The organism is Pseudomonas sp. TWI929, assembly GCF_039673335.1.
GTDB lineage: Bacteria > Pseudomonadota > Gammaproteobacteria > Pseudomonadales > Pseudomonadaceae > Aquipseudomonas.
The window spans coordinates 1-26,206 of sequence record NZ_JBDJLK010000040.1 but is presented as its reverse complement, the minus strand read 5'-3'; the positions used below and the strand labels follow the sequence as shown (position 1 = coordinate 26,206).

At 63.0% G+C, this 26,206-nt stretch carries 21 protein-coding genes; 15 read left to right on the top strand and 6 right to left on the bottom strand.

Annotated features, from left to right (window positions below; genetic code table 11):
• Window positions 1–7 precede the first annotated feature (7 nt).
• The 5 genes from ABE456_RS17040 to gcvP all read left to right on the top strand — a co-directional run bounded on the left by ABE456_RS17040 (window position 8) and on the right by gcvP (window position 7,486).
• Complete coding sequence (locus ABE456_RS17040) at window positions 8–1,009, top strand: extracellular solute-binding protein (protein WP_346644956.1); 1,002 nt, start codon at window positions 8–10, stop codon at window positions 1,007–1,009.
• Window positions 1,010–1,153: 144 nt separating this feature from the next.
• Window positions 1,154–2,776 (top strand): iron ABC transporter permease, encoded by a 1,623-nt coding sequence (locus ABE456_RS17035; protein WP_346644955.1) that lies wholly within the window; start codon window positions 1,154–1,156, stop codon window positions 2,774–2,776.
• Between the two features lie 124 nt (window positions 2,777–2,900).
• Window positions 2,901–3,983 (top strand): glycine cleavage system aminomethyltransferase GcvT, encoded by a 1,083-nt coding sequence (gcvT, locus tag ABE456_RS17030; protein WP_346644954.1) that lies wholly within the window; start codon window positions 2,901–2,903, stop codon window positions 3,981–3,983.
• A 51-nt stretch (window positions 3,984–4,034) separates the two neighbouring features.
• The gene (gcvH, locus tag ABE456_RS17025) at window positions 4,035–4,418 is read left to right on the top strand and encodes a glycine cleavage system protein GcvH (protein WP_346644953.1); all 384 of its coding nucleotides are present in this window, start codon (window positions 4,035–4,037) and stop codon (window positions 4,416–4,418) included.
• 194 nt (window positions 4,419–4,612) lie between these two features.
• Entirely contained in the window at window positions 4,613–7,486 is a 2,874-nt protein-coding gene (gene gcvP, locus ABE456_RS17020; protein WP_346644952.1) for an aminomethyl-transferring glycine dehydrogenase, read from the top strand.
• 128 nt (window positions 7,487–7,614) lie between these two features.
• On the opposite strand, the gene ABE456_RS17015 is transcribed toward gcvP, so the two are convergent.
• The 3 genes from ABE456_RS17015 to ABE456_RS17005 form a co-directional block, all read right to left on the bottom strand.
• Complete coding sequence (locus ABE456_RS17015; RefSeq protein ID WP_346644951.1) at window positions 7,615–7,929, bottom strand: DUF2388 domain-containing protein; 315 nt, start codon at window positions 7,927–7,929, stop codon at window positions 7,615–7,617.
• An 88-nt stretch (window positions 7,930–8,017) separates the two neighbouring features.
• A complete protein-coding gene (locus ABE456_RS17010) occupies window positions 8,018–9,691 on the bottom strand; it encodes a GspE/PulE family protein (protein WP_346644950.1) in 1,674 nt (557 codons plus the stop codon).
• A gap of 216 nt (window positions 9,692–9,907) precedes the next feature.
• Complete coding sequence (locus ABE456_RS17005; RefSeq protein WP_346644949.1) at window positions 9,908–10,213, bottom strand: hypothetical protein; 306 nt, start codon at window positions 10,211–10,213, stop codon at window positions 9,908–9,910.
• Between the two features lie 126 nt (window positions 10,214–10,339).
• On the opposite strand from ABE456_RS17005, the gene ABE456_RS17000 reads away from it, so the two are divergent.
• Window positions 10,340–10,810 (top strand): Lrp/AsnC family transcriptional regulator, encoded by a 471-nt coding sequence (locus ABE456_RS17000; protein ID WP_346644948.1) that lies wholly within the window; start codon window positions 10,340–10,342, stop codon window positions 10,808–10,810.
• A gap of 88 nt (window positions 10,811–10,898) precedes the next feature.
• Here the strand turns inward: ABE456_RS17000 and ABE456_RS16995 are convergent, their stop codons facing one another.
• Complete coding sequence (locus ABE456_RS16995; protein WP_346644947.1) at window positions 10,899–12,266, bottom strand: CYTH domain-containing protein; 1,368 nt, start codon at window positions 12,264–12,266, stop codon at window positions 10,899–10,901.
• Window positions 12,267–12,434: 168 nt separating this feature from the next.
• Between ABE456_RS16995 and argE the strand changes: the two genes are divergently transcribed.
• Window positions 12,435–13,577 (top strand): acetylornithine deacetylase, encoded by a 1,143-nt coding sequence (argE, locus tag ABE456_RS16990; RefSeq protein WP_346644946.1) that lies wholly within the window; start codon window positions 12,435–12,437, stop codon window positions 13,575–13,577.
• 124 nt (window positions 13,578–13,701) lie between these two features.
• Window positions 13,702–15,000 carry an amino-acid N-acetyltransferase gene (argA, locus tag ABE456_RS16985; RefSeq protein WP_346644945.1) on the top strand — a complete coding sequence of 433 codons (1,299 nt, stop codon included), beginning with the start codon at window positions 13,702–13,704 and terminating at the stop codon, window positions 14,998–15,000.
• 203 nt (window positions 15,001–15,203) lie between these two features.
• Here the strand turns inward: argA and ABE456_RS16980 are convergent, their stop codons facing one another.
• On the bottom strand, window positions 15,204–16,580 hold the full coding sequence (locus tag ABE456_RS16980; protein WP_014592784.1) for a glutamine synthetase family protein: 1,377 nt from the start codon (window positions 16,578–16,580) through the stop codon (window positions 15,204–15,206).
• A gap of 574 nt (window positions 16,581–17,154) precedes the next feature.
• Between ABE456_RS16980 and ABE456_RS16975 the strand changes: the two genes are divergently transcribed.
• From ABE456_RS16975 to ABE456_RS16945, 7 genes are all read left to right on the top strand, one after another.
• Entirely contained in the window at window positions 17,155–18,513 is a 1,359-nt protein-coding gene (locus ABE456_RS16975; RefSeq protein WP_346644944.1) for a glutamine synthetase family protein, read from the top strand.
• A 48-nt stretch (window positions 18,514–18,561) separates the two neighbouring features.
• Window positions 18,562–19,923 (top strand): aspartate aminotransferase family protein, encoded by a 1,362-nt coding sequence (locus tag ABE456_RS16970; protein ID WP_346644943.1) that lies wholly within the window; start codon window positions 18,562–18,564, stop codon window positions 19,921–19,923.
• A gap of 168 nt (window positions 19,924–20,091) precedes the next feature.
• On the top strand, window positions 20,092–21,189 hold the full coding sequence (locus tag ABE456_RS16965; RefSeq protein ID WP_346644942.1) for a polyamine ABC transporter substrate-binding protein: 1,098 nt from the start codon (window positions 20,092–20,094) through the stop codon (window positions 21,187–21,189).
• Window positions 21,190–21,347: 158 nt separating this feature from the next.
• A complete protein-coding gene (locus ABE456_RS16960; RefSeq protein WP_346644941.1) occupies window positions 21,348–22,442 on the top strand; it encodes a polyamine ABC transporter substrate-binding protein in 1,095 nt (364 codons plus the stop codon).
• 71 nt (window positions 22,443–22,513) lie between these two features.
• Window positions 22,514–23,656: a polyamine ABC transporter ATP-binding protein gene (gene potA / locus ABE456_RS16955; protein ID WP_346644940.1), complete on the top strand. Its 1,143-nt coding sequence runs from the start codon at window positions 22,514–22,516 to the stop codon at window positions 23,654–23,656.
• Window positions 23,653–24,573 (top strand): ABC transporter permease subunit, encoded by a 921-nt coding sequence (locus ABE456_RS16950; protein WP_016712587.1) that lies wholly within the window; start codon window positions 23,653–23,655, stop codon window positions 24,571–24,573. The genes potA and ABE456_RS16950 overlap by 4 nt, the downstream gene beginning before the upstream one ends.
• Complete coding sequence (locus ABE456_RS16945; RefSeq protein ID WP_346644939.1) at window positions 24,570–25,463, top strand: ABC transporter permease subunit; 894 nt, start codon at window positions 24,570–24,572, stop codon at window positions 25,461–25,463. Before ABE456_RS16950 ends, ABE456_RS16945 begins: the two co-directional genes overlap by 4 nt.
• A gap of 106 nt (window positions 25,464–25,569) precedes the next feature.
• On the opposite strand, the gene ABE456_RS16940 is transcribed toward ABE456_RS16945, so the two are convergent.
• Window positions 25,570–26,025, bottom strand: a complete 456-nt coding sequence (locus ABE456_RS16940) for a transposase (protein ID WP_346644938.1) — start codon at window positions 26,023–26,025, stop codon at window positions 25,570–25,572.
• Window positions 26,026–26,206: the final 181 nt, after the last annotated feature.

Genomic DNA, 26,206 nt, shown 5'->3' with positions numbered 1-26,206 from the left:
GCTTTCCATGTTGCCACGCAAGCCCCTACTGGCCGCCCTGGCCCTGACCCTGTTCGGCGGCACCGCTCAGGCAGCGGATGAAGTGGTGGTGTACTCCTCGCGCATCGACGAGCTGATCAAGCCGGTGTTCGACGCCTATACCGCCAAGACCGGGGTCAAGGTCAAGTTCATCACCGACAAGGAAGCCCCGCTGATGCAGCGCATCAAGGCCGAGGGCGACAACGGCGTGGCCGACCTGCTGCTGACCGTCGATGCCGGCAACCTGTGGCAGGCCGAGCAGATGGGCATCCTGCAGCCGATCAAGTCCGACATCATCGACCATAACATTCCGCCGCAGTACCGCGCCTCGTCCCATGACTGGACTGGCCTGAGCCTGCGCGCGCGCACCATCATCTACTCCACCGAGCGGGTCAAGCCGGCAGAGCTGAGCACCTACGAAGCCCTGGCCGACAAGCAGTGGGAAGGCCGCCTGTGCCTGCGCACGGCGAAGAAGGTGTACAACCAGTCGCTGACCGCCACCCTGATCGAGACCCACGGCGAGGCCAAGACCGAGCAGATCGTCAAAGGCTGGGTCAACAACCTGTCCACCGACGTGTTCTCCGACGACAACGCGGTGATCCAGGCCATCGAGGCTGGCCAGTGCGATGTGGGTGTGGTCAACACTTACTACTACGGCCGCCTGCACAAGCAGAACCCGAACCTGCCGGTGAAGATTTTCTGGCCCAACCAGGGCGACCGTGGCGTGCACGTCAACCTGTCGGGCATTGGCCTGACCAAGCATGCGCCACACCCGGAAGCGGCGAAAAAGCTGGTGGAGTGGATGACCGGCGAAGAAGCACAGAAGCTGTTTGCCGACATCAACCAGGAATTCCCGGCCAACCCGAAGGTCAAGCCATCGGATGAAGTGGCCGCGTGGGGCAGCTTCAAGGCCGACACCATTCCAGTGGAAATTGCCGGCAAGCGCCAGGCCGAAGCCATTCGCTTGATGGATCGGGCTGGCTACAACTAAGCGTCAGGCTTTATCCTTTCGGAGGCCTGCAAGGGCCTCTTCGCGGGTAAACCCGCTCCTACAAGGGACAGCGCACTCCCTGTAGGAGCGGGTTCACCCGCGAACGACCGCGCAGCGGTCGCCATCGCAATCGAGAACCAAGCCTTGCCCCACACCCCCCAACGCCGCTGGTACCTCCCGGTTTCGCTCATCGCCGCCCTGGTGCTGCTGCCCCTGAGCGTGCTGCTGCTGTCGTGGCAAACCATCGACCTGCAGATCTGGTCGCACCTGCTCGACACCCAGATGAGCCGCCTGCTGGGCAATACCCTGACCCTGGTGGTCGGCGTGGGCATCGGCGTCACCGTGTTGGGCGTCAGCCTGGCCTGGCTCACCAGCCTCTGCGAGTTCCCCGGCCGGCGCTGGCTGGACTGGGCGCTGATGCTGCCGTTCGCCATCCCGGCCTATGTGCTGGCGTTCGTCTTTGTCGGCCTGCTGGACTTCGCCGGCCCGGTGCAAAGTGCGCTGCGCGAGGTGTTCGGGCCGATGCGCCTGCCCCGGGTGCGCTCCACCGGCGGGGTGATCATCGTGCTGGTGTTGGTGTTCTACCCCTACGTCTACCTGCTGGCGCGCACGGCGTTCCTGGCCCAGGGCAAGGGCCTGATGGAAGCCGCGCGGGTACTGGGCCTGTCGCCCTTGCAGGCGTTCTGGCGCGTGGCCCTGCCCATGGCGCGGCCAGCGATTGGTGCCGGTATTGCCCTGGCGCTGATGGAAACCCTGGCCGACTTCGGTGCTGTGGCGGTATTCAACTTCGACACGTTCACTACCGCTATCTACAAGACCTGGTACGGCTTCTTCAGCCTGTCCAGTGCGGCCCAACTGGCCAGCCTGCTGCTGCTGGCGGTGATGCTGGTGCTGTACGGCGAGCGCCGCGCCCGTGGGGCCAGCCGTAGCGGCAACGAGCGGCCACGCGCGCAGGCGCTGTACCACCTGCGTGGGCTCAAGGCGTTGCTGGCCAGTGGCTGGTGCCTGCTGGTGTTCGCCTGCGCCTTCGTCATCCCGCTGCTGCAGCTGCTGGCGTGGTTCTGGCAGCGTGGCCGGCATGACCTGGACGAGCGCTACGTCGGCCTGGTGCTGCACACCTTGTACCTGGGCGGCATGGCAGCGTTGGTCACGGTGTGCGTGGCGCTGCTGCTGGCTTTTGCCCGGCGGCAGGCGCCGACCGGTGGCATTCGCGCTGGGGTCGGCCTGGCCAACCTGGGCTATGCCTTGCCCGGTTCGGTGCTGGCGGTGTCGATCATGCTGGCCTTCAGTTACCTCGACAACCACCTGGTCATCCCGCTGTCCGGCTGGCTGGGTGGGGCCGGCAAACCGTTGCTGCTAGGCAGCTTGTCGGCGTTGCTGCTGGCCTACCTGGTGCGCTTCATCGCAGTGGCCTACGGGCCGCTGGAGAGCAGCTTGGAGCGCATCCGCCCATCACTGCCCGAGGCCTCGCGCAGCCTGGGCGTCTGTGGCGCGAGATTGTTTTTCAAGGTGTATCTGCCACTGCTGGTACCCGGCGCCCTCAGCGCTGCGCTGCTAGTTTTTGTCGACGTGCTCAAGGAAATGCCGGCCACCTTGCTGATGCGCCCGTTTGGCTGGGACACCCTTGCCGTGCGGGTTTTCGAGATGACCAGCGAAGGTGAGTGGGCGCGCGCCTCGTTGCCGGCGCTGACCCTGGTGCTGGTGGGGCTGCTGCCGGTCATCGGCCTGATCCGCCGTTCGGCACGTCGACCGGGTCACAGACACTGAGGATGCCAGCTTGCGACCTTGCGGCTACAATGCGCGGCATTCGCGCGGCGGGTGTTAAACAAGAAGAGCTGACGACCAACGTCATCGACCGCCGCCGCTTCGCCACGCCCGGAAGGAGAAACCCATGGGACAGCGCACGCTTTTGTATGACCTGCACCTGGCGCTAGGCGCCAAGACGGTCGATTTCGGTGGTTGGGACATGCCACTGCACTATGGCTCGCAGGTCGAGGAGCACCATCAGGTGCGCAGTGACTGCGGCGTCTTCGATGTTTCCCACATGACCGTGATCGATGTCGACGGCACTGATGCCACCGTTTGGCTGCAGCGTTTGTTGGCCAACGACGTGGCCCGCCTCGACGACACTGGCAAGGCGTTGTACAGCCCGCTGTTGCACGAGCAGGGCGGGGTAATCGACGACCTGATCGTCTACCGCACGGAAACCGGCTACCGCCTGGTGACCAACGCTGCCACCCGGGCCAAGGTGCTCGACTGGCTGCAACTGCAGCGCGGCGATTTTGCCGTGGACTTCCAGGTTCGTCCGGACCTGGCCATCCTTGCCATCCAGGGCCCGCATGCCCGCGAGAAGGTCGCGGCCTTGCTCAGCCCTGCGCGCGCTGCATTGATCCGTGAACTGCGCCCGTTCGAAGGGGTTGCCGAAGGCGACTGGTTCATTGCCCGCACCGGCTATACCGGTGAAGACGGCCTGGAAATCATCTTCCCGAGCGAGCAGGCCGTGGCCTTCTTCAACGACCTGGTCGGCGCCGGCATCGCCCCCAGTGGCCTTGGCGCCCGCGATACCCTGCGCCTGGAGGCCGGCATGAACCTGTACGGCCAGGACATCGACGAAGCCCACACCCCGCTTACCTCCAACCTGGGCTGGAGCATCGCCTGGGAGCCGGCTGAGCGCGACTTCATCGGCCGCGCTGGCCTGCTGGCGGAAATCGAACACGGTGTGCAGGAAAAACTGGTCGGCCTGGTGCTGGAAGAGCGCGGTGTGCTGCGTGCCCACCAGGTGGTGCGTGTAGCCGGCATTGGCGAAGGGGAGATCACCAGTGGTAGTTTCTCGCCTACGCTGAGCAAGTCCATTGCCCTGGCGCGCGTACCCATGGCCACCGGTGACCGGGCCGAGGTAGAAATTCGCGGCAAGTGGTACCCGGTGCGGGTGGTCAAACCGACCTTCGTGCGCCACGGCAAGATCCTGATCTGAACAATTTTTAACCGGCGGGCGTACCGCTGAGCCAATCGAGGAATTCAAGACATGAGCAATATCCCCGCCGACCTGCGTTTTGCCGAAAGCCACGAGTGGGCCCGCCTGGAAGCCGATGGCAGCGTGACCGTGGGCATCAGCGACCACGCCCAGCAAGCCCTGGGTGACGTGGTGTTCGTCGAGCTGGCCGAAATCGGCAAGGTGTTCGCCGCTGGCGACGCTGCCGGTGTGGTCGAGTCGGTCAAGGCCGCTTCGGACATCTACGCGCCGGTCGCTGGCGAAGTGATCGCGGTCAACGAAGAGCTGGCTGACAACCCGGAGCTGCTCAACGAAGAACCATACGAAGCGTGGATCTTCAAGCTCAAGCCAAGCAACCCGGCTGATCTGGAAAAGCTGCTGGATGCTGCGGGCTACCAGGCCGCGATCGGCGAGTAAGACCGCGTCGCCTGCTTCGCGGCTAAAGCCGCTCCAATAGGTATTGCACAGCGTCTGATACCTGTGCGGTCCCTGTGGGAGCGGCTTTAGCCGCGAAGAGGCCGGGCCTGCAAACAAGTTTCCCCGCAAGATCGGCAATCCCTTCCTAGACTTGTAAGTCTCCATGAGAGCTGGCCTAGGAAGAGAGCGTCGTCATGTCCCAGTCGCCATCCCTGCATCAACTGCAAGAGCTCAACCCTTTCCTGCGTCGCCACCTGGGCCCCGATGCCGCAGAGCAGCAGGCCATGCTCAACGCGCTGGGCGTCGCCAGCCGCAACGAGCTGATCGAGCAGACCGTACCGCCAGACATCCGCCTCAATCGCCCCCTCGACCTGCCCCCGGCGCTGGACGAGCAGGCCGCGCTGGCCAAACTCGCCGGCTACGCCGAGCAGAACCAGGTCTGGACCAGCCTGATCGGCATGGGCTACCACGGCACCATCACCCCCACGGTCATCCTGCGCAATGTGCTGGAAAACCCCGGCTGGTACACCGCCTATACGCCATACCAGCCCGAAATTGCCCAGGGCCGGCTGGAGGCGCTGCTGAACTTCCAGCAAATGGTCATCGACCTCACCGGGCTCGCGCTGGCCAATGCTTCGCTGCTCGACGAAGCCACCGCCGCCGCCGAGGCCATGGCCCTGGCCAAGCGGGTGGCGCGCAACAAGAGCAATGCCTTCTTCGCCGACGAGCACTGCCACCCGCAGACCCTATCGGTACTGAAGACCCGCGCCGAGGGCTTCGGCTTCCAGCTGATCGTCGACTCTGTGGATAACCTAGGCAAACACGCGGTGTTCGGCGCTTTGCTGCAGTACCCCGACACCCACGGCGAGGTGCGAGACCTGCGCCCGCTGGTCGATCACCTGCACAGCCAGCACGCCCTGGCCTGCGTAGCCGCCGACCTGCTCAGCCTGGTGGTACTCACGCCACCTGGGGAGCTGGGTGCCGATGTGGTACTGGGCTCGACCCAGCGCTTTGGCGTGCCGATGGGTTACGGCGGCCCTCACGCGGCCTATTTTGCCTGTCGCGACGACTACAAGCGGGCCATGCCCGGGCGCATCATCGGCGTATCGCGTGATGCCCGTGGCAACACCGCGCTGCGCATGGCCTTGCAGACCCGCGAGCAGCATATCCGCCGCGAGAAGGCCAACTCCAACATCTGCACGGCCCAGGTGCTGCTGGCCAACATTGCCAGCTTCTACGCGGTGTATCACGGCCCGGAAGGCCTGCAACGCATTGCCCAGCGCGTGCACCGGCTGACCTTCATCCTGGCCGCCGGCCTTGAAGCCAAAGGCATCCAGCGGCTCAACCAGCATTTCTTCGACACCCTTACCGTGGATGTCGGTGGCGCCCAGGCAGCCATTATCGAAAGTGCCGAAGCCGCGCAGATCAACTTGCGCATTCTTGGCCGTGGGCACCTGGGCGTGAGCCTGGACGAAACCTGCAACGAACAGACGGTGCTGCGCCTGCTCGACATCTTCCTGGGGGTGGACCACGGCCTGGATATCGCCACACTCGACCAGTTGGCCTTGCCCGAGGGCATCCCTGCCAACCTGGTGCGGCGCACGCCATTCCTCGGCCACCCGGTGTTCAACCTGCACCACAGCGAAACCGAAATGCTGCGCTACCTCAAGCAGCTGGAGAACAAGGACCTGGCGCTGAACCAGTCGATGATCCCGCTGGGCTCCTGCACCATGAAGCTCAACGCCACCAGCGAGATGATCCCCATTACCTGGCCGGGCTTTGCCCAGTTGCACCCGTTTGCCCCGGCGGCCCAGGCCACCGGCTACAAGGCGATGATCGACGAACTGGAAAGCTGGCTGTGCGCGATCACCGGCTTCGATGCCATCTGCATGCAACCCAACTCCGGTGCCCAGGGCGAGTATGCAGGCCTGATGGCAATTACCCGCTACCACCGCAGCCGCCACCAGCCGCAACGCACGCTGTGCCTGATCCCGTCGTCGGCCCACGGTACCAACCCGGCGTCGGCGCAAATGGCCGGCATGGAGGTAGTGATCGTCGACTGCGACAACGATGGCAACGTCGACCTGGCCGACCTCAAGGCCAAGGCCCATGCAGCCGGTGAGCGCTTGTCATGCCTGATGATCACCTACCCCTCGACCCACGGGGTGTACGAAGAGGGGATACGCGAAATTTGCGAAGTGGTGCACCAGCACGGTGGCCAGGTGTACATGGACGGCGCCAACCTCAATGCCCAGGTGGGCCTGGCGCGCCCGGCGGATATCGGCGCCGATGTCTCGCACATGAACTTGCACAAGACCTTCTGCATCCCCCACGGCGGTGGCGGCCCGGGCATGGGGCCGATCGGTATCCGTGCGCACCTCAAGCCGTTCGTCGCCAGCCACCCGGTGGTGCCGGTGCCCGGCCTGGACCCGAACAACAGCGCGGTCAGCGCCGCACCCTGGGGCAGTGCGAGCATCCTGCCGATCAGCTGGATGTACATCGCCATGATGGGCCCGCAGTTGGCCGATGCCAGCGAGGTGGCGATCCTGTCGGCCAACTACCTGGCCAGCCAGCTGGGCGGTGCCTTCCCGGTGCTCTACCGTGGGCGCAACCAGCGGGTGGCGCATGAGTGCATCCTCGACCTGCGGCCATTGAAGGCGCTGACTGGCATCAGCGAAGAGGACGTGGCCAAGCGCCTGATGGACTATGGCTTCCACGCGCCGACCATGTCGTTCCCGGTGCCGGGCACGCTGATGGTGGAGCCGACCGAGAGCGAGTCGAAGGCCGAGCTGGACCGCTTCGTCGAGGCGATGCTGGCGATCCGGGCGGAAATTGGCGAAGTGCAGGAAGGTAATTGGCCGGCGGAGAACAACCCGCTCAAGCATGCGCCGCATACCCTGGCCGATGTGCTGGCGGTGTGGGACAGGCCTTACAGCCTGGAGCAGGCGGTGGCGCCCAGTGCCCACGTGCGCCAGCACAAGTACTGGCCGGCGGTGAACCGGGTCGACAACGTGTATGGGGACCGGAACCTGTTCTGTGCTTGTGTGCCGGTAGAGGCTTATCGCTGAGATCGGGGCCGCTTTGCGGCCCTTTCCGACCGGTCCGGCGCCCCGGCAAGGCCGCTCCTACAAGGGTACGCGATCCCCTGTAGGAGCGGCCTTGTGTCGCGATAGGGGTGCAAAGCACCCCCAGGGATTTACTCGGCTACCGCATTCTTGGCCAGGATGGCATTGGCCAGTTCCATGTCGGAAGCCTGCATCCCCGGGTTCTCCGCGCGTGCCTGGCGCATTGCCGCTTCCAGGAACGGCCCGCGGATCGCGCCCTCGCTGGCGACGAAGCTGCTGGCGTCATCCTGCGCGGCCAGGACCAGCTTGTGATCACCCGAGGTCAAGTAGCTCGATGCCGTGGTAGCACCGGTAGTCATCACGTTACGCCAGAAGGTATCGGCCATGGCCGAGCCAATAGGCAGCGAAAGCAAGGCAGCGGCGGCGATGGCAGTTTTGAGACGCATGTTGAAACACCTCGAAGGGTGAGGGTTGAAGATGCGCGTTTGGATCTTTCCAGGCAGGGCAAGTTCCTTGAATACAAAGGACTTTTCGTCAGCTGCAGACGCGCAGCACTTCTTCCGCACGGGTCTGCCCACTGGCCACTTTGGCCTCGCCGCAACGGCGCAGGTCTACCAGGCCATCGGTCAGTGCCTGGCGCCGTAAATGGGCCAGGTCGGCATCCGGGCCTATCAATGCACGCAGGCTTTCGCTGGGCGTGAGCAGTTCGAACAAACCCGTGCGCCCATGAAAGCCGGTGCCGCGGCAGGTTCGGCAGGTGGCTGATGAACAGGCCTGGCAGTCCGGGCAGACGGTGCGCACCAGCCGCTGGGCCATGACCCCGACCAGCGTCGCCTTGATCAGGTAGTCGGCCACACCCAACTCCTGCAGGCGGGTGATCGCCGCGCAGGCGTCGTTGGTATGCAGGGTCGACAGCACCAGATGCCCGGTCAGCGCTGCCTGCACCGCCACCAGAGCGGTTTCGCGGTCGCGGATTTCGCCGATCATGATGATGTCCGGGTCCTGGCGCAGCATGGCCCGCACACCGTTGGCAAAGCCCAGGTCCAGGGCAGGCTGCACCTGCAACTGGTTGAAAGCCGGCTCCAGGCGTTCGATCGGGTCTTCGATGGTGCACAAGTTGACCTGCGGCGTGGCCAGCAGCTTGAGGCTGGCGTACAGCGTGCTGGTCTTGCCGGAGCCGGTGGGGCCGGTGACCAGGATGATGCCCTGGCGCTGGCGCAGCAGGCTTTGCCACTGGGCCAGTTGCTGCCCATCCAGGCCCAGGCGGTCGAAGCCCTCGTTCAGCTGTTGCGGGTCGAACAGGCGCAGTACCAGCTTTTCGCCAAACGGGGTAGGCAGGGTCGACAAACGCAGCTCCACCTCGCCACCGCCTGGCTGGCGGCTTTGCAGCCGGCCATCCTGCGGCCGGCGCTTTTCCGCGACGTCCATGCGGCCCAGGTGTTTCAGGCGGCTGATCAGCGCCAGGGTCACCCCGGCAGGGAAGGTATACACACTGTGCAGCAGGCCGTCGATGCGGTAGCGCAGCTGGCCCTGCTCGCGGCGTGGTTCCAGGTGGATATCGCTGGCGCGCTGCTCGATCGCGTACTGCAACAGCCAGTCGACGATATGCACGATGTGCGCGTCATCGGCGCTGGCCTCGGTTTGGCGCTTGCCCAGCTCCAGCAGCTGTTCAAGCTCGCCCAGGCTGGCCGACTGCTGGTATTGCGCACCTTTTACCGACTGCGCCAGGCGCTGGAACGATTGCCCTGACTGGCGAATCTGCAGCGGGCTGGCCAGCACGCGACGGATCGGCCGGCCCAGGCTGCGGGCCAGGTCTGCTTGCCAGTCATCCTGATAGGGCTGGGCGCTGGCGACGGTGACGCTGGAGGCGTCGGCGGCGACGATGAGGATGCCATGGCGCTGGGCGAAGGCCGGGGGCATCAGGCCGGTTACCTGGGGCAGGTCGAGTTGCATCGGGTCGATGCGCAGGTAGGGCTGGCCGACTTTGTTGGCCAGCCATTGGCACAGGCAGTCCAGGTCCAGAGGCTGGCCGGGGCGCTGGCGGTCTTCCAGGCCACAGGCGGCGATCTGCTCCAGCGGATGGCCGCAGGGGAGGGCTGTGGCGTGTTCAAGTACGTGCAGGGTGTCGTTGGCGTGCAGGTGCTGGTCGGCGAGCAGGGCCTGGAGCACGCGCTCGAGGTCGAGTGCCGGGTTGTCGGGGGTGTGCATGATTGGCGTCCGTGCCTGATGGGGAAGTCCTGATCAAGGCTAGCCGGGCGGGGCTGGGGCATCATGGGTGAAGGGTTTCGGGATTTTGCTGTGCCTGTGCCGGCCTCTTCGCGGGTAAACCCGCTCCCACAGGTACTGCACAGCATTCAGGGCCTGGGCAATACCTGTGGGAGCGGGTTTACCCGCGAAGAGGCCAGCACAGGCACAGCGGATGCTTCAGACTACCGCCAGCTCCACTCGCTGCAGGTTGCTCAAGCTCACCTCACCCACACACACCAGGTTACGCAGTTTCTGCGCAATCACCTCGGCCCGGTGCCAGCTCAGGCCACCGATACCCACCTCGATATCCAGCCAGTCATCCTGCTGGCTGACCTGCACGCTGTGCGGGGTCAGAAATTGCAGGGCAAACAGGTTGAGCACCCTGCACAGGCTGTCGGGCTCGGCCTCGGCCTGCAGGCGATAGTGCACGGTGCTATGGGCGTTGTTGGCGGCCCAGGCGTCGGTACGGGGCTGTGCGTTCATGCTGGTCTCCGCAAATGTGGGAGAAATTCTTGCACGTTGGCTGTGGTATTTTTTCGCTATGATTTGATCATTTCGCTTTAGTGTCGAATTGATCTATTCAAAAGTAGCTGCCACGGAGAATTAATAATGCAAAGCGCGCTGGACGCCTACGACCGCCGCATCCTCGAACTGCTGCAGGAGGATGCTTCGCTGTCCAGTGCGCAGATTGCCGAGCGTGTGGGGTTGTCACAATCGCCCTGCTGGCGGCGTATCCAGCGCTTGAAGGAGGAGGGGGTAATACGCGGGCAGGTGACCTTGCTGGACCGCAAGAAGGTTGGCCTGAACACGCAGATTTTTGCCGAGGTGAAACTGAATGCCCACGGGCGCTCCAACTTTACCGAGTTTACCGAGGCGATCCGCGGCTTCCCGGAGGTGCTGGAGTGTTATGTGCTGATGGGGTCGGTGGATTTCTTGCTGCGCATCGTCACCTCGGATATCGAGGCTTATGAGCGGTTCTTCTTCGAAAAGTTGTCGAACGTGCCGGGGATTCAGGAAGTGAACTCAATTGTGGCGCTTTCAGAGATCAAGTCCACAACCAGCCTGCCGCTTTCGCGGTGAGGCTGCTTCGGACCCGCTGACGCGATCCCCTGTAGGGGCGCCCCGGCAAGGCCGCTCCTACAGAGGCTGTGTCAGCCTTCAGAAGGGATCAGGCCTTGAGCAGGTGCTTCCAGCCGCGGCTCTGATCCACTGCCCGAGCCTGTTCGATACGCGCTTCCAGCACTTCATCGCTGATCGGCTGCTCAGCCAGCTCATGCAGCTTTTTCAGGTCGCCATACAGGCGGTCCATCTGCGGTGCTTCCAGTACCTGGCGAGCGTGGTGCAGCCAGGCCAGCAGCTGTTCGATACGCGGCAGCTGCTCGGCCAGGTCTTCCGGGCGCTGGGTATACAGCGGCAGCTTCAAGGCACGGCCTTCCTCGCCCAACAGGTGCGCCAGCCAGCTGGCCAGCTGCGCCTTGCCCTGGCGCTCGCCACGGCCTTTGCGTTCTGCGGTCCAGGCACGGGCCAGCAGCCAGCGCGAGGTTTCCAGCGAGAACTGGCCCCAGCGCACGTCTTCCAGCTCTTCGGCGAACTGCTCGGGTGCAGCGCGGCGGATGTCTTCGTCATCGTTGCCGGCCTGCACCAGTGGGCGCCAGTCTTCGAGCAGGGCGTCGAGGCTGCTGCGCAGGTCGCGGGTGGTGGCACGCGGCGCGGCCTGGCCCAGGCTGGCGGTAATGGCACGCAGCTCGCTCAGGCACTCGACCCAGTCCTGCAGCAGGCGCCAGTGGCCGTTGTGGCGGTATTGCTCAGCCAGGCGCTGGCTGCTGCCCAGCAGTTGCCAGGCCAGCGCGGCGTAGGCATCGTCCACGGCCATTTCGGCTTCCAGCTCGGTGTGCGGCAGGCCCAGCTCGTAGCTGTCCGGCTCCAGCAGGCGGTAGCCCCGCTCGGCCTTGCTGATATCGCATGGCATCAGCGGCAGGCTGGCGGCCAGCTCGGCGGCCAGTTCCAGCAGTGCCTGTGGCTCGCCTTCGCGCAGCTCCAGCTCTAGCTCGCAGATTTCTTCCTTGCGCTTGCCGGCAACCACGAAGCCTTGGTCCAGCGCGGCCTCGATCACTACCTTGCTTTTGCCTCGGCCCCAGGCGATCTCAGCGAATTCGCGGGTGAAGTCGGTGGTGAACAGCGGCTTGATGGTTTTTTTGTCGAGGTCGGCCAGCTGCTCGGGCCAGCAGGTGGCATCGAGCTTCTTCAGGTCGAGCTTGGCCTTGTCCAGGTTCCACTCGTGCTCGTTGCGCTCGGACAGGCCCGCCACGCTCTGGCCGCGGCACTTGAGGGTCTGGATGACCACATCGCCATCGCGGCGCAGGCGCAGGGCGACACGGGCGGCGGACAGCTCGCGCTCGGGGGTGTCGAAGTACTGGTTGGTCAGTTCGCGGGTCTGCCAGCCGGACTTGTTGCGCTTTTTCAGCAGAGGGTGCTCGCGCAGGGCGGCAAGGGTCTCGCGGCTGGCGCGGAGCTTGAGTTCGGTTTCTTTGTGCATCACAGGCTCGAAGGAGGGGGCGTGGTTGCCAAGGAGTTTACAGGAGTCGGCTGTGGTCTGTTGGGTCGTGGTGGTTTCTTCGCGGGCTTGCCCGCGAAGAAGCCCACACGGTTGCCCTGCAAACGATGGGCATTGCTATGATGGGCAACGCTTCCGAGGAGTACGCGCATGCCGTTGCCGACGCTGAAAGACCAGTTCGCCGCCTTGATTGCCGCGCCTTCGGTCAGTTGCACCCAGCCTGCGCTGGACCAGTCCAACCGTCAGGTCATCGACCTGCTGGCCGGCTGGCTGGGTGACCTGGGTTTCAAGTGCGACATCCAGCAAGTCAGCCCCGGCAAGTTCAACCTGCTGGCCAGCCGTGGCACTGGCCCGGGTGGCCTGGTGCTGGCCGGGCACAGCGATACCGTACCCTACGACGAACAACTGTGGGCCAGCGACCCGCTGAAGCTGACCGAGGCCGATGGCCGTTGGGTTGGCCTGGGCAGTTGCGACATGAAGGGCTTCTTTGCCCTGGTCATCGAAGCGGTCATCCCGCTGCTGGAGCACGATTTCAAGCAGCCACTGCTGATCCTCGCCACCTGTGACGAAGAAAGCTCGATGTCCGGCGCCCGCGCCCTGGCCGAGGCCGGCCAGCCTCTCGGCCGCGCGGCGGTGATCGGCGAACCTACCGGGCTGCGACCGATCCGCATGCACAAGGGCATCCTCATGGACCGCATCGACATCCTCGGGCGCAGTGGCCATTCGTCGGACCCAAGCCTGGGCCGCAGCGCCATGGAGGCCATGCACGCGGTAATGGGCGAGTTGATGGGCCTGCGCCAGCAATGGCAGCAAACCTACCGCAACCCGCAATTCACCGTGCCGACGCCGACCATGAACTTCGGCTGCATCCACGGCGGCGACAACCCCAACCGCATCTGTGGCCAGTGCGCCCTGGAATTCGACCTGCGGCCGCTGCCAGGCATGGACGTCGAGCAGTTGCGTGCGGCCATTCGCGAAAAGCTGGTGCCGGTGGCTGAGCGCCATGACGTGCGCATCGACTACGCACCGCTGTTCCCCGAGGTGCCGCCGTTCGAGCAGGCCGCCGATGCCGAGCTGGTACAAGTAGCGGAGCGCCTGACCGGCCATCGTGCCGAAGCGGTGGCGTTCGGCACCGAAGCGCCTTATCTTCAGCAGCTGGGCTGCCAGACCATCGTGCTGGGCCCTGGCGACATCGCCTGTGCCCACCAGCCCGGCGAATACCTTGAAATGTCACGAATCGAGCCTACCGTGCGTCTATTGCGTGACCTGATCCGGCACTATTGCCTGCACTAAACGTCAATCGAACTGATTCGTTCCTGCCTAGAGGAGACCGCGCGTGACCGCAAGCCTGTTCCGACGATGATCTTGAACGCCCCCTGTATCGCCGTTCTCCGTCCACTTATCCACAGGCCCTGTCATGCCCGACTACGTTAACTGGCTGCGTCATGCCTCCCCGTACATCAATGCCCATCGCGACTGCACCTTCGTGGTCATGCTCCCTGGCGATGGGGTGGAACACGCTAATTTCGGCAACATCGTCCACGACCTGGTGCTGCTGCACAGCCTTGGCGTGCGGTTGGTGCTGGTGCATGGCTCGCGTCCGCAGATCGAAAGCCGCCTGGCCGATCGCGGCCTGACCCCGCACTACCACCGTGGCATGCGCATTACCGATGCCGCCACCCTGGACTGCGTGATCGATGCCGTCGGCGCCCTGCGCCTGGCCATCGAGGCGCGCCTGTCGATGGACATCGCCGCCTCACCGATGCAGGGCTCGCGCCTGCGCGTGGCGTCTGGCAACCTGGTCACGGCGCGGCCGATCGGCGTGCTCGAAGGGGTGGACTACCACCACACCGGCGAAGTGCGCCGGGTCGACCGCAAAGGCATCAGCCGCCTGCTTGACGAGCGCTCCATCGTGCTGCTGTCGCCGCTGGGCTACTCGCCCACCGGGGAAATCTTCAACCTGGCTTGCGAAGATGTAGCCACCCGCGCCGCCATCGAGCTGGGTGCCGACAAGCTGCTGCTGTTCGGTGCCGAGCCTGGCCTGCTGGACGCCGACGGCAAGCTGGTGCGCGAGCTGCGCCCTCAGCAGGTTGCCCCGCACTTGCAGCGCCTGGGCAGCGATTACCAGGGCGAGTTGCTGGATGCCGCCGCCGAGGCCTGCAAAGGCGGCGTGGCGCGTAGCCATATCGTCAGCTATGCCGAGGACGGCGCGCTGCTGACCGAGCTGTTTACCCGTGGCGGTGGCGGTACGTTGGTGTCGCAGGAGCAGTTCGAGGTGGTGCGCGAGGCCACCATCGAGGACGTGGGTGGCTTGCTGGAGCTGATCAGCCCGCTGGAAGAGCAGGGCATCCTGGTACGCCGCTCGCGTGAGGTGCTGGAGCGGGAAATCGAGCAGTTCAGCGTGGTCGAGCGCGAGGGCATGATCATCGCCTGTGCGGCGCTGTACCCGATTGCCGATTCCGAGGCCGGGGAGCTGGCGTGCCTGGCGGTGAACCCGGAGTACCGCCATGGCGGGCGCGGGGACGAGTTGCTGGAGCGCATCGAGAGCCGGGCGCGGCAGATGGGGCTGAATACCTTGTTTGTGCTTACCACGCGTACTGCGCACTGGTTCCGCGAGCGTGGGTTTGCGCCGAGTGGGGTGGAGCGGCTGCCGGCGGCGCGGGCGTCGCTGTACAACTACCAGCGCAATTCGAAGATTTTCGAGAAGTCTCTGTAAGCCTGCACCGCAGCCTCTGTGGGAGCGGCCTTGTGTCGCGAAAGGGGTCCGAAGCGCCCCAGGATTTGTGCATCAAGCTGAGATTGCTGGGGCCGCTTAGCGGCCCTTTCCGACCGGTCCGGCGCCCCGGCAAGGCCGCTCCCACAGGGACCGCATCAGGCCTGACCAATGAAAAACGCCGCCCTAGTGGGCGGCGTTTTTGATTACACGGTATGCAGGTACCAGTTGTACTCGAGGTCGGAGATCGAATGCTCGAACTCCTCCAGCTCGCTCTCCTTGCACGCGACGAAGATGTCGATGTACTTAGGATCGATGTACTTGTTCAGGATTTCGCTGTCGTCCAGCTCGCGCAGGGCATCGCGCAGGTTGTTCGGCAGGCTCTGCTCCAGCTGCTCGTACGAGTTGCCTTCGATCGGCGCGCCGGGCTCGATCTTGTTGGTCAGGCCATGGTGCACGCCGGCCAGCACGGCAGCCATCATCAGGTACGGGTTGGCGTCGGCACCGGCCACGCGGTGCTCGATGCGCACGGCATCGGCCGAGCCGGTCGGCACGCGCAGGGCCACGGTGCGGTTGTCCAGGCCCCAGCTCGGCGCATTTGGTACGTAGAACTGCGCGCCAAAGCGGCGGTACGAGTTGACGTTCGGGCAGAGGAACGCCATGGACGCAGGCAGGGTCTCGAGCACACCGCCGACAGCGTGACGTAGCGCGGCGTTCTGCTCGGGATCCTCGCTGGTGAAGATGTTGTTGCCATCTTTGTCCAGCACGGAAATGTGTACATGCAGGCCGTTGCCTGCCTGGCCCGGGTAGGGCTTGGCCATGAAGGTGGTGTCCATTTCATGGTCGTAGGCGATGTTCTTGATCAAGCGCTTGAGCAGTACCGCGTAGTCGCAGGCCTTGAGCGGGTCGGCCACGTGGTGCAGGTTGACTTCGAACTGCGCCGGGGCGCTTTCCTTGACGATGGCGTCGGCCGGGATGCCTTGCTCTTTCGCGCCTTCCAGGATGTCCTGCAGGCAGTCGGCATATTCGTCGAGGTCGTCGATCAGGTACACCTGGGTCGACTGCGGGCGCTTGCCCGAAATTGGCGAGCGCGGTGGCTGCGGACGGCCATTCACGTTCTCCTGGTCGATCAGGTAGAACTCCAGTTCGAATGCGGCGCAGATAGTCAGGCCCATATCGGTGAACTTGCTCACCACCTGGCGCAGCACTTCACGCGGGTCGGCGAAGAACGGCTCGCCTTCCAGTTCGTGCATGGTCATCAGCAGCTGGGCGGTGGGGCGCTTTTGCCACGGCTCATTACAGAGCGTGTCGGGGATCGGGTAGCAGATGCGGTCAGCATCGCCGATGTCCAGGCCCAGCCCGGTGCTTTCGACGGTGGAACCGTTGATGTCCAGGGCGAAGAGGGAGGCAGGCAGGTTGATGCCTTTCTCGTAAACCTTGTGGAGGCTGGTGCGCTCGATGCGCTTGCCACGCACCACACCATTCATATCTGCAATCAGAAGGTCAACGTAGAGAACCTCAGGATGTTCCTTAAGGAACGCGTTCGCTTCGTTAAGCTGAACGGCACGCGGGGGTACCGACATGATGCAACACCTTTGTTGTTAAAAATATCAATCAAGGGGGGCTTGCAAGACCAGTCAATCGAAAAGCCATACTGATGTCAAGCCAACCCCATGATGCCCTGAAATGGCACATCTACGGCAGATTTGCTGCATATCGGGGCGTGCCATTATCCGCTATTTCCGCTGTGAAGGGCTATCTCAAGCGTACCGTGTTTTATTTTTTACGCGGGTGTTGTGTAAAAAAATGAACAAGGCTAAGCTCGGTCTCAACCCAGAACACAATAATACGAGGGTCACATGGTCCGCTTGCCGCGACCTGAAAGCACTGCCTGCGCAGTGCCATCGGGTACATCCGTCGTTTTTGCAAGCTTCGTCAATGGCGTGGCCGCCCTGGCCGCAATAATTGACGTTTGGCGCTCACAGACCCGCCCTCGTAGCGGCTTGCCGCCCTTCGCTTCGTCTTCCTGCCTTTCGAACTCATTATGGACACAGCTGTTTTCAGTGTATCCACTGTGGCTCTGCGCGGGGGTTTTTGCTTTAGCAATGTACTCCATCCAGAATCAGAGCGCGGACCACCTTACCTCCTGAGGTATTTATGAGTAACAACCTCGACCAGCTCACCGATTGGTTGAAAGAGCACAAGATCACCGAAGTCGAATGCATGATCAGTGACCTGACCGGCATCACGCGCGGCAAGATTTCGCCCACCAACAAATTCATCGCCGAAAAAGGCATGCGCCTGCCCGAGAGCGTGCTGCTGCAGACCGTGACCGGCGACTATGTCGACGACGACATCTATTACGAACTGCTCGACCCGGCGGACATTGACATGATCTGCCGCCCCGACGAGAACGCCGTGTTCCTCGTGCCGTGGGCCATCGAGCCGACTGCCCAGGTGATCCACGACACCTACGACAAGAAGGGCAACCCGGTCGAACTGTCGCCGCGCAACGTACTGAAGAAAGTCCTCAAGCTCTACGCCGACAAGGGCTGGCAGCCTATCGTCGCGCCGGAGATGGAGTTCTACCTGACCAAGCGCAGCGAAGACCCGGACTTCCCGCTGCAGCCGCCGGTAGGCCGTTCCGGCCGCCCGGAGACCGGCCGCCAGTCGTTCTCGATCGAAGCCGCCAACGAATTCGACCCGCTGTTCGAAGACGTCTACGACTGGTGCGAACTGCAGCAGCTGGACCTCGACACGCTGATCCACGAAGACGGCACGGCGCAGATGGAAATCAACTTCCGTCACGGTAACGCCTTGCACCTGGCCGACCAGATCCTGGTGTTCAAGCGAACCATGCGCGAGGCGGCTCTCAAGCACAACGTGGCCGCCACCTTCATGGCCAAGCCCATGACTGGCGAGCCAGGCAGTGCCATGCACCTGCACCAGAGCGTGGTCGACGTGGTCACCGGCAAGAACATCTTCAGCAACGACGATGGCAGCATGAGCGAGCTGTTCCTGCACCACATCGGCGGCCTGCAGAAGTTCATCCCCGAAGCGCTGCCGTTGTTCGCCCCCAACGTCAACTCGTTCCGCCGCTTCCTGCCGGATACCTCGGCGCCGGTGAACGTGGAGTGGGGCGAAGAAAACCGCACCGTCGGCCTGCGTGTGCCGGATGCCGGCCCGCAAAGCCGCCGGGTCGAGAACCGCCTGCCGGGCGCCGACGCCAACCCTTACCTGGCCATCGCCGCCAGCCTGCTGTGTGGCTACATCGGCATGGTCGAAGGCATCGAGGCCAGCGCGCCGGTGCAGGGCCGTGGCTACGAACGCCGCAACCTGCGCCTGCCGCTGACCATCGAAGACGCCCTGGAACGCATGGAAAACAGCCGTGCGCTGGTGCAGTACCTGGGCAAAAAATTCATTACTGGATATGTCGCCACCAAGCGTGCCGAGCACGAAAACTTCAAGCGCGTCATCAGTTCCTGGGAGCGTGAGTTCCTGCTGTTTGCTGTCTGATCAACCCTGGTGCCGCTGGAGCGCGGCTGTCGAATAACGGAGAAGCACATGAGCGTCAACAACCCGCAAACCCGTGAATGGCAAACCCTCAGCGGGGAGCATCACCTCGCACCCTTCAGCGACTACAAGCAGCTGAAGGAGAAGGGGCCGCGCATCATTACCAAGGCCCAGGGTGTGCATTTGTGGGACAGCGAGGGGCACAAGATCCTCGACGGCATGGCCGGCCTGTGGTGCGTGGCGGTCGGATATGGCCGTGAAGAACTGGTGCAGGCGGCAGAAAAGCAGATGCGCGAACTGCCGTACTACAACTTGTTCTTCCAGACCGCTCACCCACCGGCGCTGGAGCTTGCCAAGGCGATCACCGACGTGGCGCCCGAAGGTATGACCCATGTGTTCTTCACCGGCTCCGGCTCCGAAGGCAACGACACCGTGTTGCGCATGGTTCGCCACTACTGGGCGCTGAAGGGCAAGCCGCACAAGCAGACCATCATCGGCCGCATCAACGGCTACCACGGCTCCACCGTGGCCGGTGCCAGCCTGGGCGGCATGAGCGGCATGCACGAACAGGGCGGCCTGCCGATCCCGGGTATCGTGCACATCCCTCAGCCGTACTGGTTCGGTGAGGGCGGCGACATGACCCCGGATGAATTCGGGGTGTGGGCAGCCGAGCAGCTGGAGAAGAAAATCCTCGAAGTCGGCGAAGACAACGTCGCCGCCTTTATCGCCGAGCCGATCCAGGGTGCCGGCGGCGTGATCATCCCGCCAGAAACCTACTGGCCGAAGGTGAAGGAGATCCTCGCCAAGTACGACATCCTGTTCGTTGCCGACGAAGTGATCTGCGGTTTCGGCCGCACCGGCGAGTGGTTCGGCTCCGATTACTACGACCTCAAGCCCGACCTGATGACCATCGCCAAGGGCCTGACCTCCGGTTACATCCCCATGGGCGGTGTGATCGTGCGTGACAAAGTAGCCCAGGTGCTCAGCGAAGGCGGCGACTTCAACCACGGCTTCACCTACTCCGGCCACCCGGTGGCGGCTGCGGTGGGCCTGGAAAACCTGCGCATCCTGCGTGATGAGAAGGTTGTCGAGAAGGCACGCACGGAAGCGGCACCGTATTTGCAAAAGCGTTTGCGTGAGCTGCAGGACCACCCGCTGGTGGGCGAGGTGCGCGGCCTGGGCCTGCTCGGTGCGATCGAGCTGGTCAAGGACAAGGCGACCCGCAGCCGTTACGAAGGCAAGGGCGTAGGCATGATCTGCCGTACCTTCTGCTTCGACAACGGCCTGATCATGCGTGCGGTGGGTGACACCATGATCATCGCGCCGCCGCTGGTGATTAGCCATGCGGAGATCGACGAGCTGGTGGAAAAAGCGCGCAAATGCCTGGATTTGACGCTTGAAGCGATCCGTTGACAGTTTGCTAGGCTAGCGATGTGACATTAAGTCGTTACGAGGCCCTGCTTTCCTTGAAACAGTGCCTTGTAACTTGCCAGACTAGCGACTGTTTCAGTCGCCGCGCGCTCTGCACCGTAGGTTCTGGCTGCTGGACAGTTGCTAAATAAAAATTCTGGAGCATTACGCATGAATAAAATGGGCAAGACGTTGCTGGCCGCCGCCCTGATGGGTGCCATGGCCTCCGCTGTTCAGGCTGAAGACAAAGTGTTGAACGTCTATAACTGGTCGGACTACATCGCTCCGGACACCATCGCCAAGTTCGAAAAGCAGACCGGTATCAAGGTCAAGTACGACGTCTTCGATAGCAACGAAACCCTCGAAGCCAAGCTGCTGGCTGGTAAATCGGGCTACGATGTGGTGGTGCCGTCCAACAACTTCCTGGCCAAGCAGATCAAGGCCGGTGTGTACGAGGAGCTGGACCGTTCCAAGCTGCCAAACTGGAAGAACCTCGACCCGGACCTGCTCAAAGCCGTTGGCGATGCCAGCGACAAGGACAACAAGCACGCCTTCCCGTACATGTGGGGCTCGATCGGCATCGGCTACAACCCGGAGAAGATCAAAGCCGTGTTGGGCGTGGACAAGATCGACTCGTGGGACGCCGTGTTCAAGCCTGAGAACATCGCCAAGCTCAAGAGCTGCGGCGTAAGCTTCCTGGACGCCCCGACCGAAATGCTGCCGGCTGCGCTGCACTACCTGGGCCTGCCAAGCAACAGCACCAAGAAAGAAGACCTGAAGGCCGCCGAGGACCTGTTCCTCAAGATTCGTCCTTCGATCACCTACTTCCACTCGTCCAAGTACATCGGCGACATGGCCAACGGCAACATCTGCGTGGCCGTCGGTTACTCGGGTGACCTGGAACAGTCCAAGGCCCGCGCCCACGAAGCTGGCGACAAGGTCAAAGTGGACTACATCATTCCGAAAGAAGGTGCCGGTACCTTCTACGACATGGTCGCCATCCCTAAAGATGCCGAGCATAAAGACGCTGCCTACCAGTTCATGGACTTCCTGATGCAACCGGAAATCATGGCTGAAATCACCAACGCCGTACGCTTCCCGAACGGCAACCTGGCGGCCACTCAGTTCGTCGATAAAGACATCACCAGCGACCCGAGCATCTACCCGCCTGCCGAAGTGAAGAAGCAGCTGTACGCGATCGCTGCGCCTGATGCTTCTGTGCAGCGTGTGATCACCCGCAGCTGGACCAAGATCAAGTCGGGCAAGTAAGCCCGATGCGGCACCTCTGGGCCGGGGATTCCCGGCCCAGAGCCAGTGAAAGGCAATTGATGATTGCGGCATCGAAGCTGCGAAGGTAAGTTGCGCGCCGGTTTTGCGTGTGCGGCAGCATTGTCGCTACCCAGGCACTGATTGTGAGGACCACCCACTTGTCTATTTCTGTTTTACGCAAGGCCTTGATGGCTGGAGCGGGCCTGACGCTGGCATGCAGCGTCCAAGCGGCGCCAACGGTGCATTTTTACAACTGGTCCGACTACATCGGCCCGACCACACTCGCGGACTTCGAAAAAGCCACGAGCATCAAGCCTGTGCAGGACGTGTTCGACTCCAACGAAACCCTGGAAGGCAAGCTGCTGGCCGGCAATACCGGCTATGACGTGGTGGTGCCGTCCAACCATTTCCTTGGCAAGCAGATCAAGGCGGGCGCGTTCCAGAAGCTCGACAAGAACCTGCTGCCCAATTATGCCAACCTCGACCCGGCGCTGATGAAACGCCTGGAAAAGAACGACCCGGGCAACCAGTACGCCGTGCCTTACCTGTGGGGCACCAACGGCATCGGCTACAACGTCGACAAGGTCAAGGCCGCGCTGGGCGTGGACACCATCGACTCCTGGGCCGTGCTGTTCGAACCCGAGAACATGAAGAAGCTCTCCAAATGTGGTGTGGCCTTCCTCGACTCGGCGGACGAAATGCTCCCGGCGGTGCTTAACTACATGGGGCTGAACCCCAACAGTACCGACCCCAAGGATTACGCCAAGGCCGAGCAGAAGCTGCTGGCAGTACGCCCGTACGTGACCTACTTCCACTCGTCCAAGTACATCACCGACCTGGCCAACGGCGACATCTGCGTCGCGGCCGGCTTCTCCGGTGACATTTTCCAGGCCAAGGCCCGCGCCGAAGAGGCGAAGAAGGGCGTTAACCTGGCCTACGCCATTCCCAAGGAAGGCGGCAACCTCTGGTTCGATGTGCTGGCGATCCCCAAGGACGCCAAGAACGTGAAAGAGGCGCATGCCTTCATCAACTATTTGCTGAAACCTGAGGTTATCGCCCAGGTCAGCGATTACGTCGGTTACGCCAACCCGAACCCCAAGGCTGGCGACCTGATGGACCAGGCCGTGAGGACTGACGCTGCGGTTTACCCACCGCAGGAAGTGCTGGACAAGATGTTCGTGAACTCAGAGTTGCCACCCAAGGTGCAACGGCTGATGACCCGTAGCTGGACCAAGGTCAAGTCGGGCAAGTAAAAATCCAGACCCGCGACGGCACCTGCAGAACAGGCCACGCGGGCACAAAAATCTTGTTGGGAGTTTCACTCATGGCAGTTGCCTCCGGTGCCTATAAAAAAGCCCTCGAGGGTGGCCAGCAACCCAAGCAGGTGCTGGTCAAGATCGACCGGGTCACGAAAAAGTTCGACGAAACCATAGCCGTGGACGATGTGTCCCTGGAAATCCGCAAGGGCGAGATCTTCGCCCTGCTGGGTGGCTCCGGTTCCGGCAAGTCCACCTTGCTGCGCATGCTGGCCGGCTTCGAGCGCCCGACCGAAGGGCGGATCTTCCTCGATGGCGTCGACATCACCGACATGCCGCCCTACGAGCGGCCGATCAACATGATGTTCCAGTCCTACGCGCTGTTCCCGCACATGACCGTGGCGCAGAACATCGCCTTCGGCCTGCAGCAGGACAAGATGCCCAAGGCCGAGATCGACGCGCGTGTGGCCGAGATGCTCAAGCTGGTGCACATGACCCAATACGCCAAGCGCAAGCCGCACCAGCTGTCTGGTGGCCAGCGCCAGCGCGTGGCCCTGGCCCGCTCGCTGGCCAAGCGCCCCAAGCTGCTGCTGCTCGACGAGCCAATGGGCGCGCTGGACAAGAAACTGCGTTCGCAGATGCAGCTGGAGCTGGTAGAGATCATCGAGCGCGTGGGCGTGACCTGCGTGATGGTGACCCACGACCAGGAAGAGGCCATGACCATGGCCCAGCGCATCGCCATCATGCACCTGGGCTGGATCGCCCAGATCGGCTCGCCGGTGGACATCTACGAGACGCCTACCAGCCGCCTGGTGTGCGAGTTCATCGGTAACGTCAACCTGTTCGAAGGTGAAGTGGTCGACGACGCCGAAGGCCACGCGATCATTGCCAGCCCGGAGTTGGAGCGCAAGATCTACGTCGGCCATGGCATCACCACCTCGGTGGAAGACAAGCACATCACCTACGCCCTGCGCCCGGAGAAGATGCTGGTCACCTCCCAGCAACCGACCTGCGAGCACAACTGGTCGCGCGGCAAGGTCCACGACATCGCCTACCTGGGCGGCCACTCGGTGTTCTACGTCGAGCTGCCGAGCGGCAAGGTCGTGCAGTCGTTCGTCGCCAACGCCGAACGCCAGGGCACTCGCCCGACCTGGGGCGATGAAGTGTACGTGTGGTGGGAAGACGACAGCGGCGTGGTACTGCGGTCATGAAACTGCGCAAGCTCAAGCGAGCCTTCCAGCGCCTGACCCCGCAGGGGCGGCATGTGGTGATCGGCGTGCCGTTCATCTGGCTGTTCCTGTTCTTCATGCTGCCGTTCTTCATCGTGCTGAAGATCAGCTTTGCTGAAGCCGACGTGGCGATCCCGCCGTATACCGAGATCTACAGCTACGTCGAAGACAAGATCCAGCTGGTACTCAACCTGGCCAACTACGGCCTGCTGACCGAGGACGAGCTGTACCTCTCGGCCTACCTGGGTTCGTTGAAGATGGCCTTCTTCAGCACCCTCCTGTGCCTGCTGATCGGCTTCCCGATGGCCTACGCCATCGCCAACGCCAAGAAGGAGACGCAGACGGTCCTGCTGCTGCTGATCATGATGCCGACCTGGACCGCGATCCTGATTCGGGTCTACGCGTGGATGGGTATCCTCAGCAACAACGGTTTGCTTAACGGCTTCCTGCTGTGGACCGGGCTGATCGACCAGCCGCTGCAGATCCTCAACACCAACCTGGCGGTGTACATCGGCGTGGTTTATTCGTACCTGCCGTTCATGATCCTGCCGCTGTTCGCCAACCTGGTGAAGCATGACCCTTCGTTGCTGGAGGCGGCTTCGGACCTGGGTTCGAGCACCTTCAACAGCTTCTGGAAAATCACCGTGCCGCTGTCGAAGAACGGCATCATCGCCGGCTGCATGCTGGTGTTCATCCCGGTGGTGGGCGAGTTCGTGATCCCGGAACTGCTCGGCGGCCCGGAAACCCTGATGATCGGTAAAGTGCTGTGGCAGGAGTTCTTCAACAACCGTGACTGGCCGGTGGCATCCGCCCTGGCAGTGGTGATGCTGGCGATCCTGATCGTGCCGATCCTGCTGTTCAACCGTAGCCAGGCCAAAGAGATGGAGGGCCGCGCATGAAACGCTTCAGTTTCTCCAAGCTGATGCTGGTGCTCGGCTTGCTGTTCATCTACCTGCCAATGCTGATTTTGGTGATCTACTCGTTCAACGCCTCCAAGCTGGTGACGGTATGGGGCGGCTGGTCGGTGAAGTGGTACGTCGGCCTGCTCGACAACACCCAGCTGATGGGTTCGGTGATGCGCTCGCTGGAGATCGCCTGCTACACGGCGGTGGCTGCGGTGGCGCTGGGTACCCTGGCGGCGTTCGTGCTGACCCGGGTGACCCGCTTCAAGGGCCGCACGCTGTTCGGTGGCCTGGTCACCGCGCCGCTGGTAATGCCCGAGGTAATTACCGGTCTGTCGCTGCTGCTGCTGTTCGTGGCCATGGCCCAGATGATCGGCTGGCCGCAGGAACGTGGCATCGTCACCATCTGGATCGCCCACACCACGTTCTGCGCGGCGTATGTGGCGGTGGTGGTGTCGGCACGCCTGCGTGAGCTGGACCTGTCGATCGAGGAAGCGGCGATGGACCTGGGTGCCAAGCCGTGGAAGGTGTTCTTCCTGATCACCATCCCGATGATCGCGCCATCGCTGGCGGCGGGCGGCATGATGTCGTTCGCCCTGTCGCTGGATGACCTGGTACTGGCCAGCTTCGTGTCCGGCCCAGGCTCGACCACCTTGCCGATGGAAGTGTTCTCGGCGGTGCGTTTGGGCGTGAAGCCAGAGATCAACGCCGTGGCCAGTTTGATCCTGCTGTCGGTGTCGCTGGTGACCTTCTTCGTCTGGTTCTTCAGCCGCCGTGCCGAAGAGCTTCGCCGCAAGGCGATTCAGCAGGCGATCGAAGAGGGTGCTGCGGCCAACGCCTCGCAGCCACAGGTCAAGCGCCCGGCGCAGGTGGCTGCGTCGGCCTGACCCGGCCCTTTCGCGGGCACGCCCGCTCCCACAGGGACCGCACAGCTTTCCGGCTTGTGGTAATCCCTGTGGGAGCGGGCAAGCCCGCGAATGCCCCAACACCGATTCAAAGCCATACCGCATCCCAGTGTGGATAGTCCCTGACACTCCTGACCAATCCAGCCCTCAAGGGATTGGCAACAATGTACCGGGCTACATGCACCACACTCTCTTCCCGCCGCAGCGCATGGTCGTGGTATCCCGATTGCCATATCGGTTTGTGCCTGACACCTGCCTTGTGCAATGCAATGGCTGTGCGCGATTTGAATTTGCGCATCAGCGTTCCCAATGCCACTTCCTTCAGTTCGATCAGCCAATGCAGATGGTCAGGCATCACTACCCAGGCCAACGACCGGCAGTCCTCAATGTCATCTGAGACCCGCAAGTGTTTGATCACCAGGCGAGCATGGTCGAAGTCATGGAACAGTGGCTGTCGCAGGTGTGTTTTGGTGGTCAGCATGTAGAGCCTGCCTGGCTCGGAAAAGCGCCCACGGCGCAGAAGGTGGGACTCGGCTAACGGCATTGTGATCTTCCTTGAAGTTGAACCTCCCTTTGAAAGGTAGTGGCTGAAGCAGAGTTGCCGAGTGGCTGATGGTTTCTGGATATGGCTGAAGCGTGTGGTTGGCTGTGCCGGCCCTTTCGCGGGGTTGCCCCCGCCCCCACGGGCCGCCCCAGTGACAAAGCCCCCGCGGTACCAGGGGGGG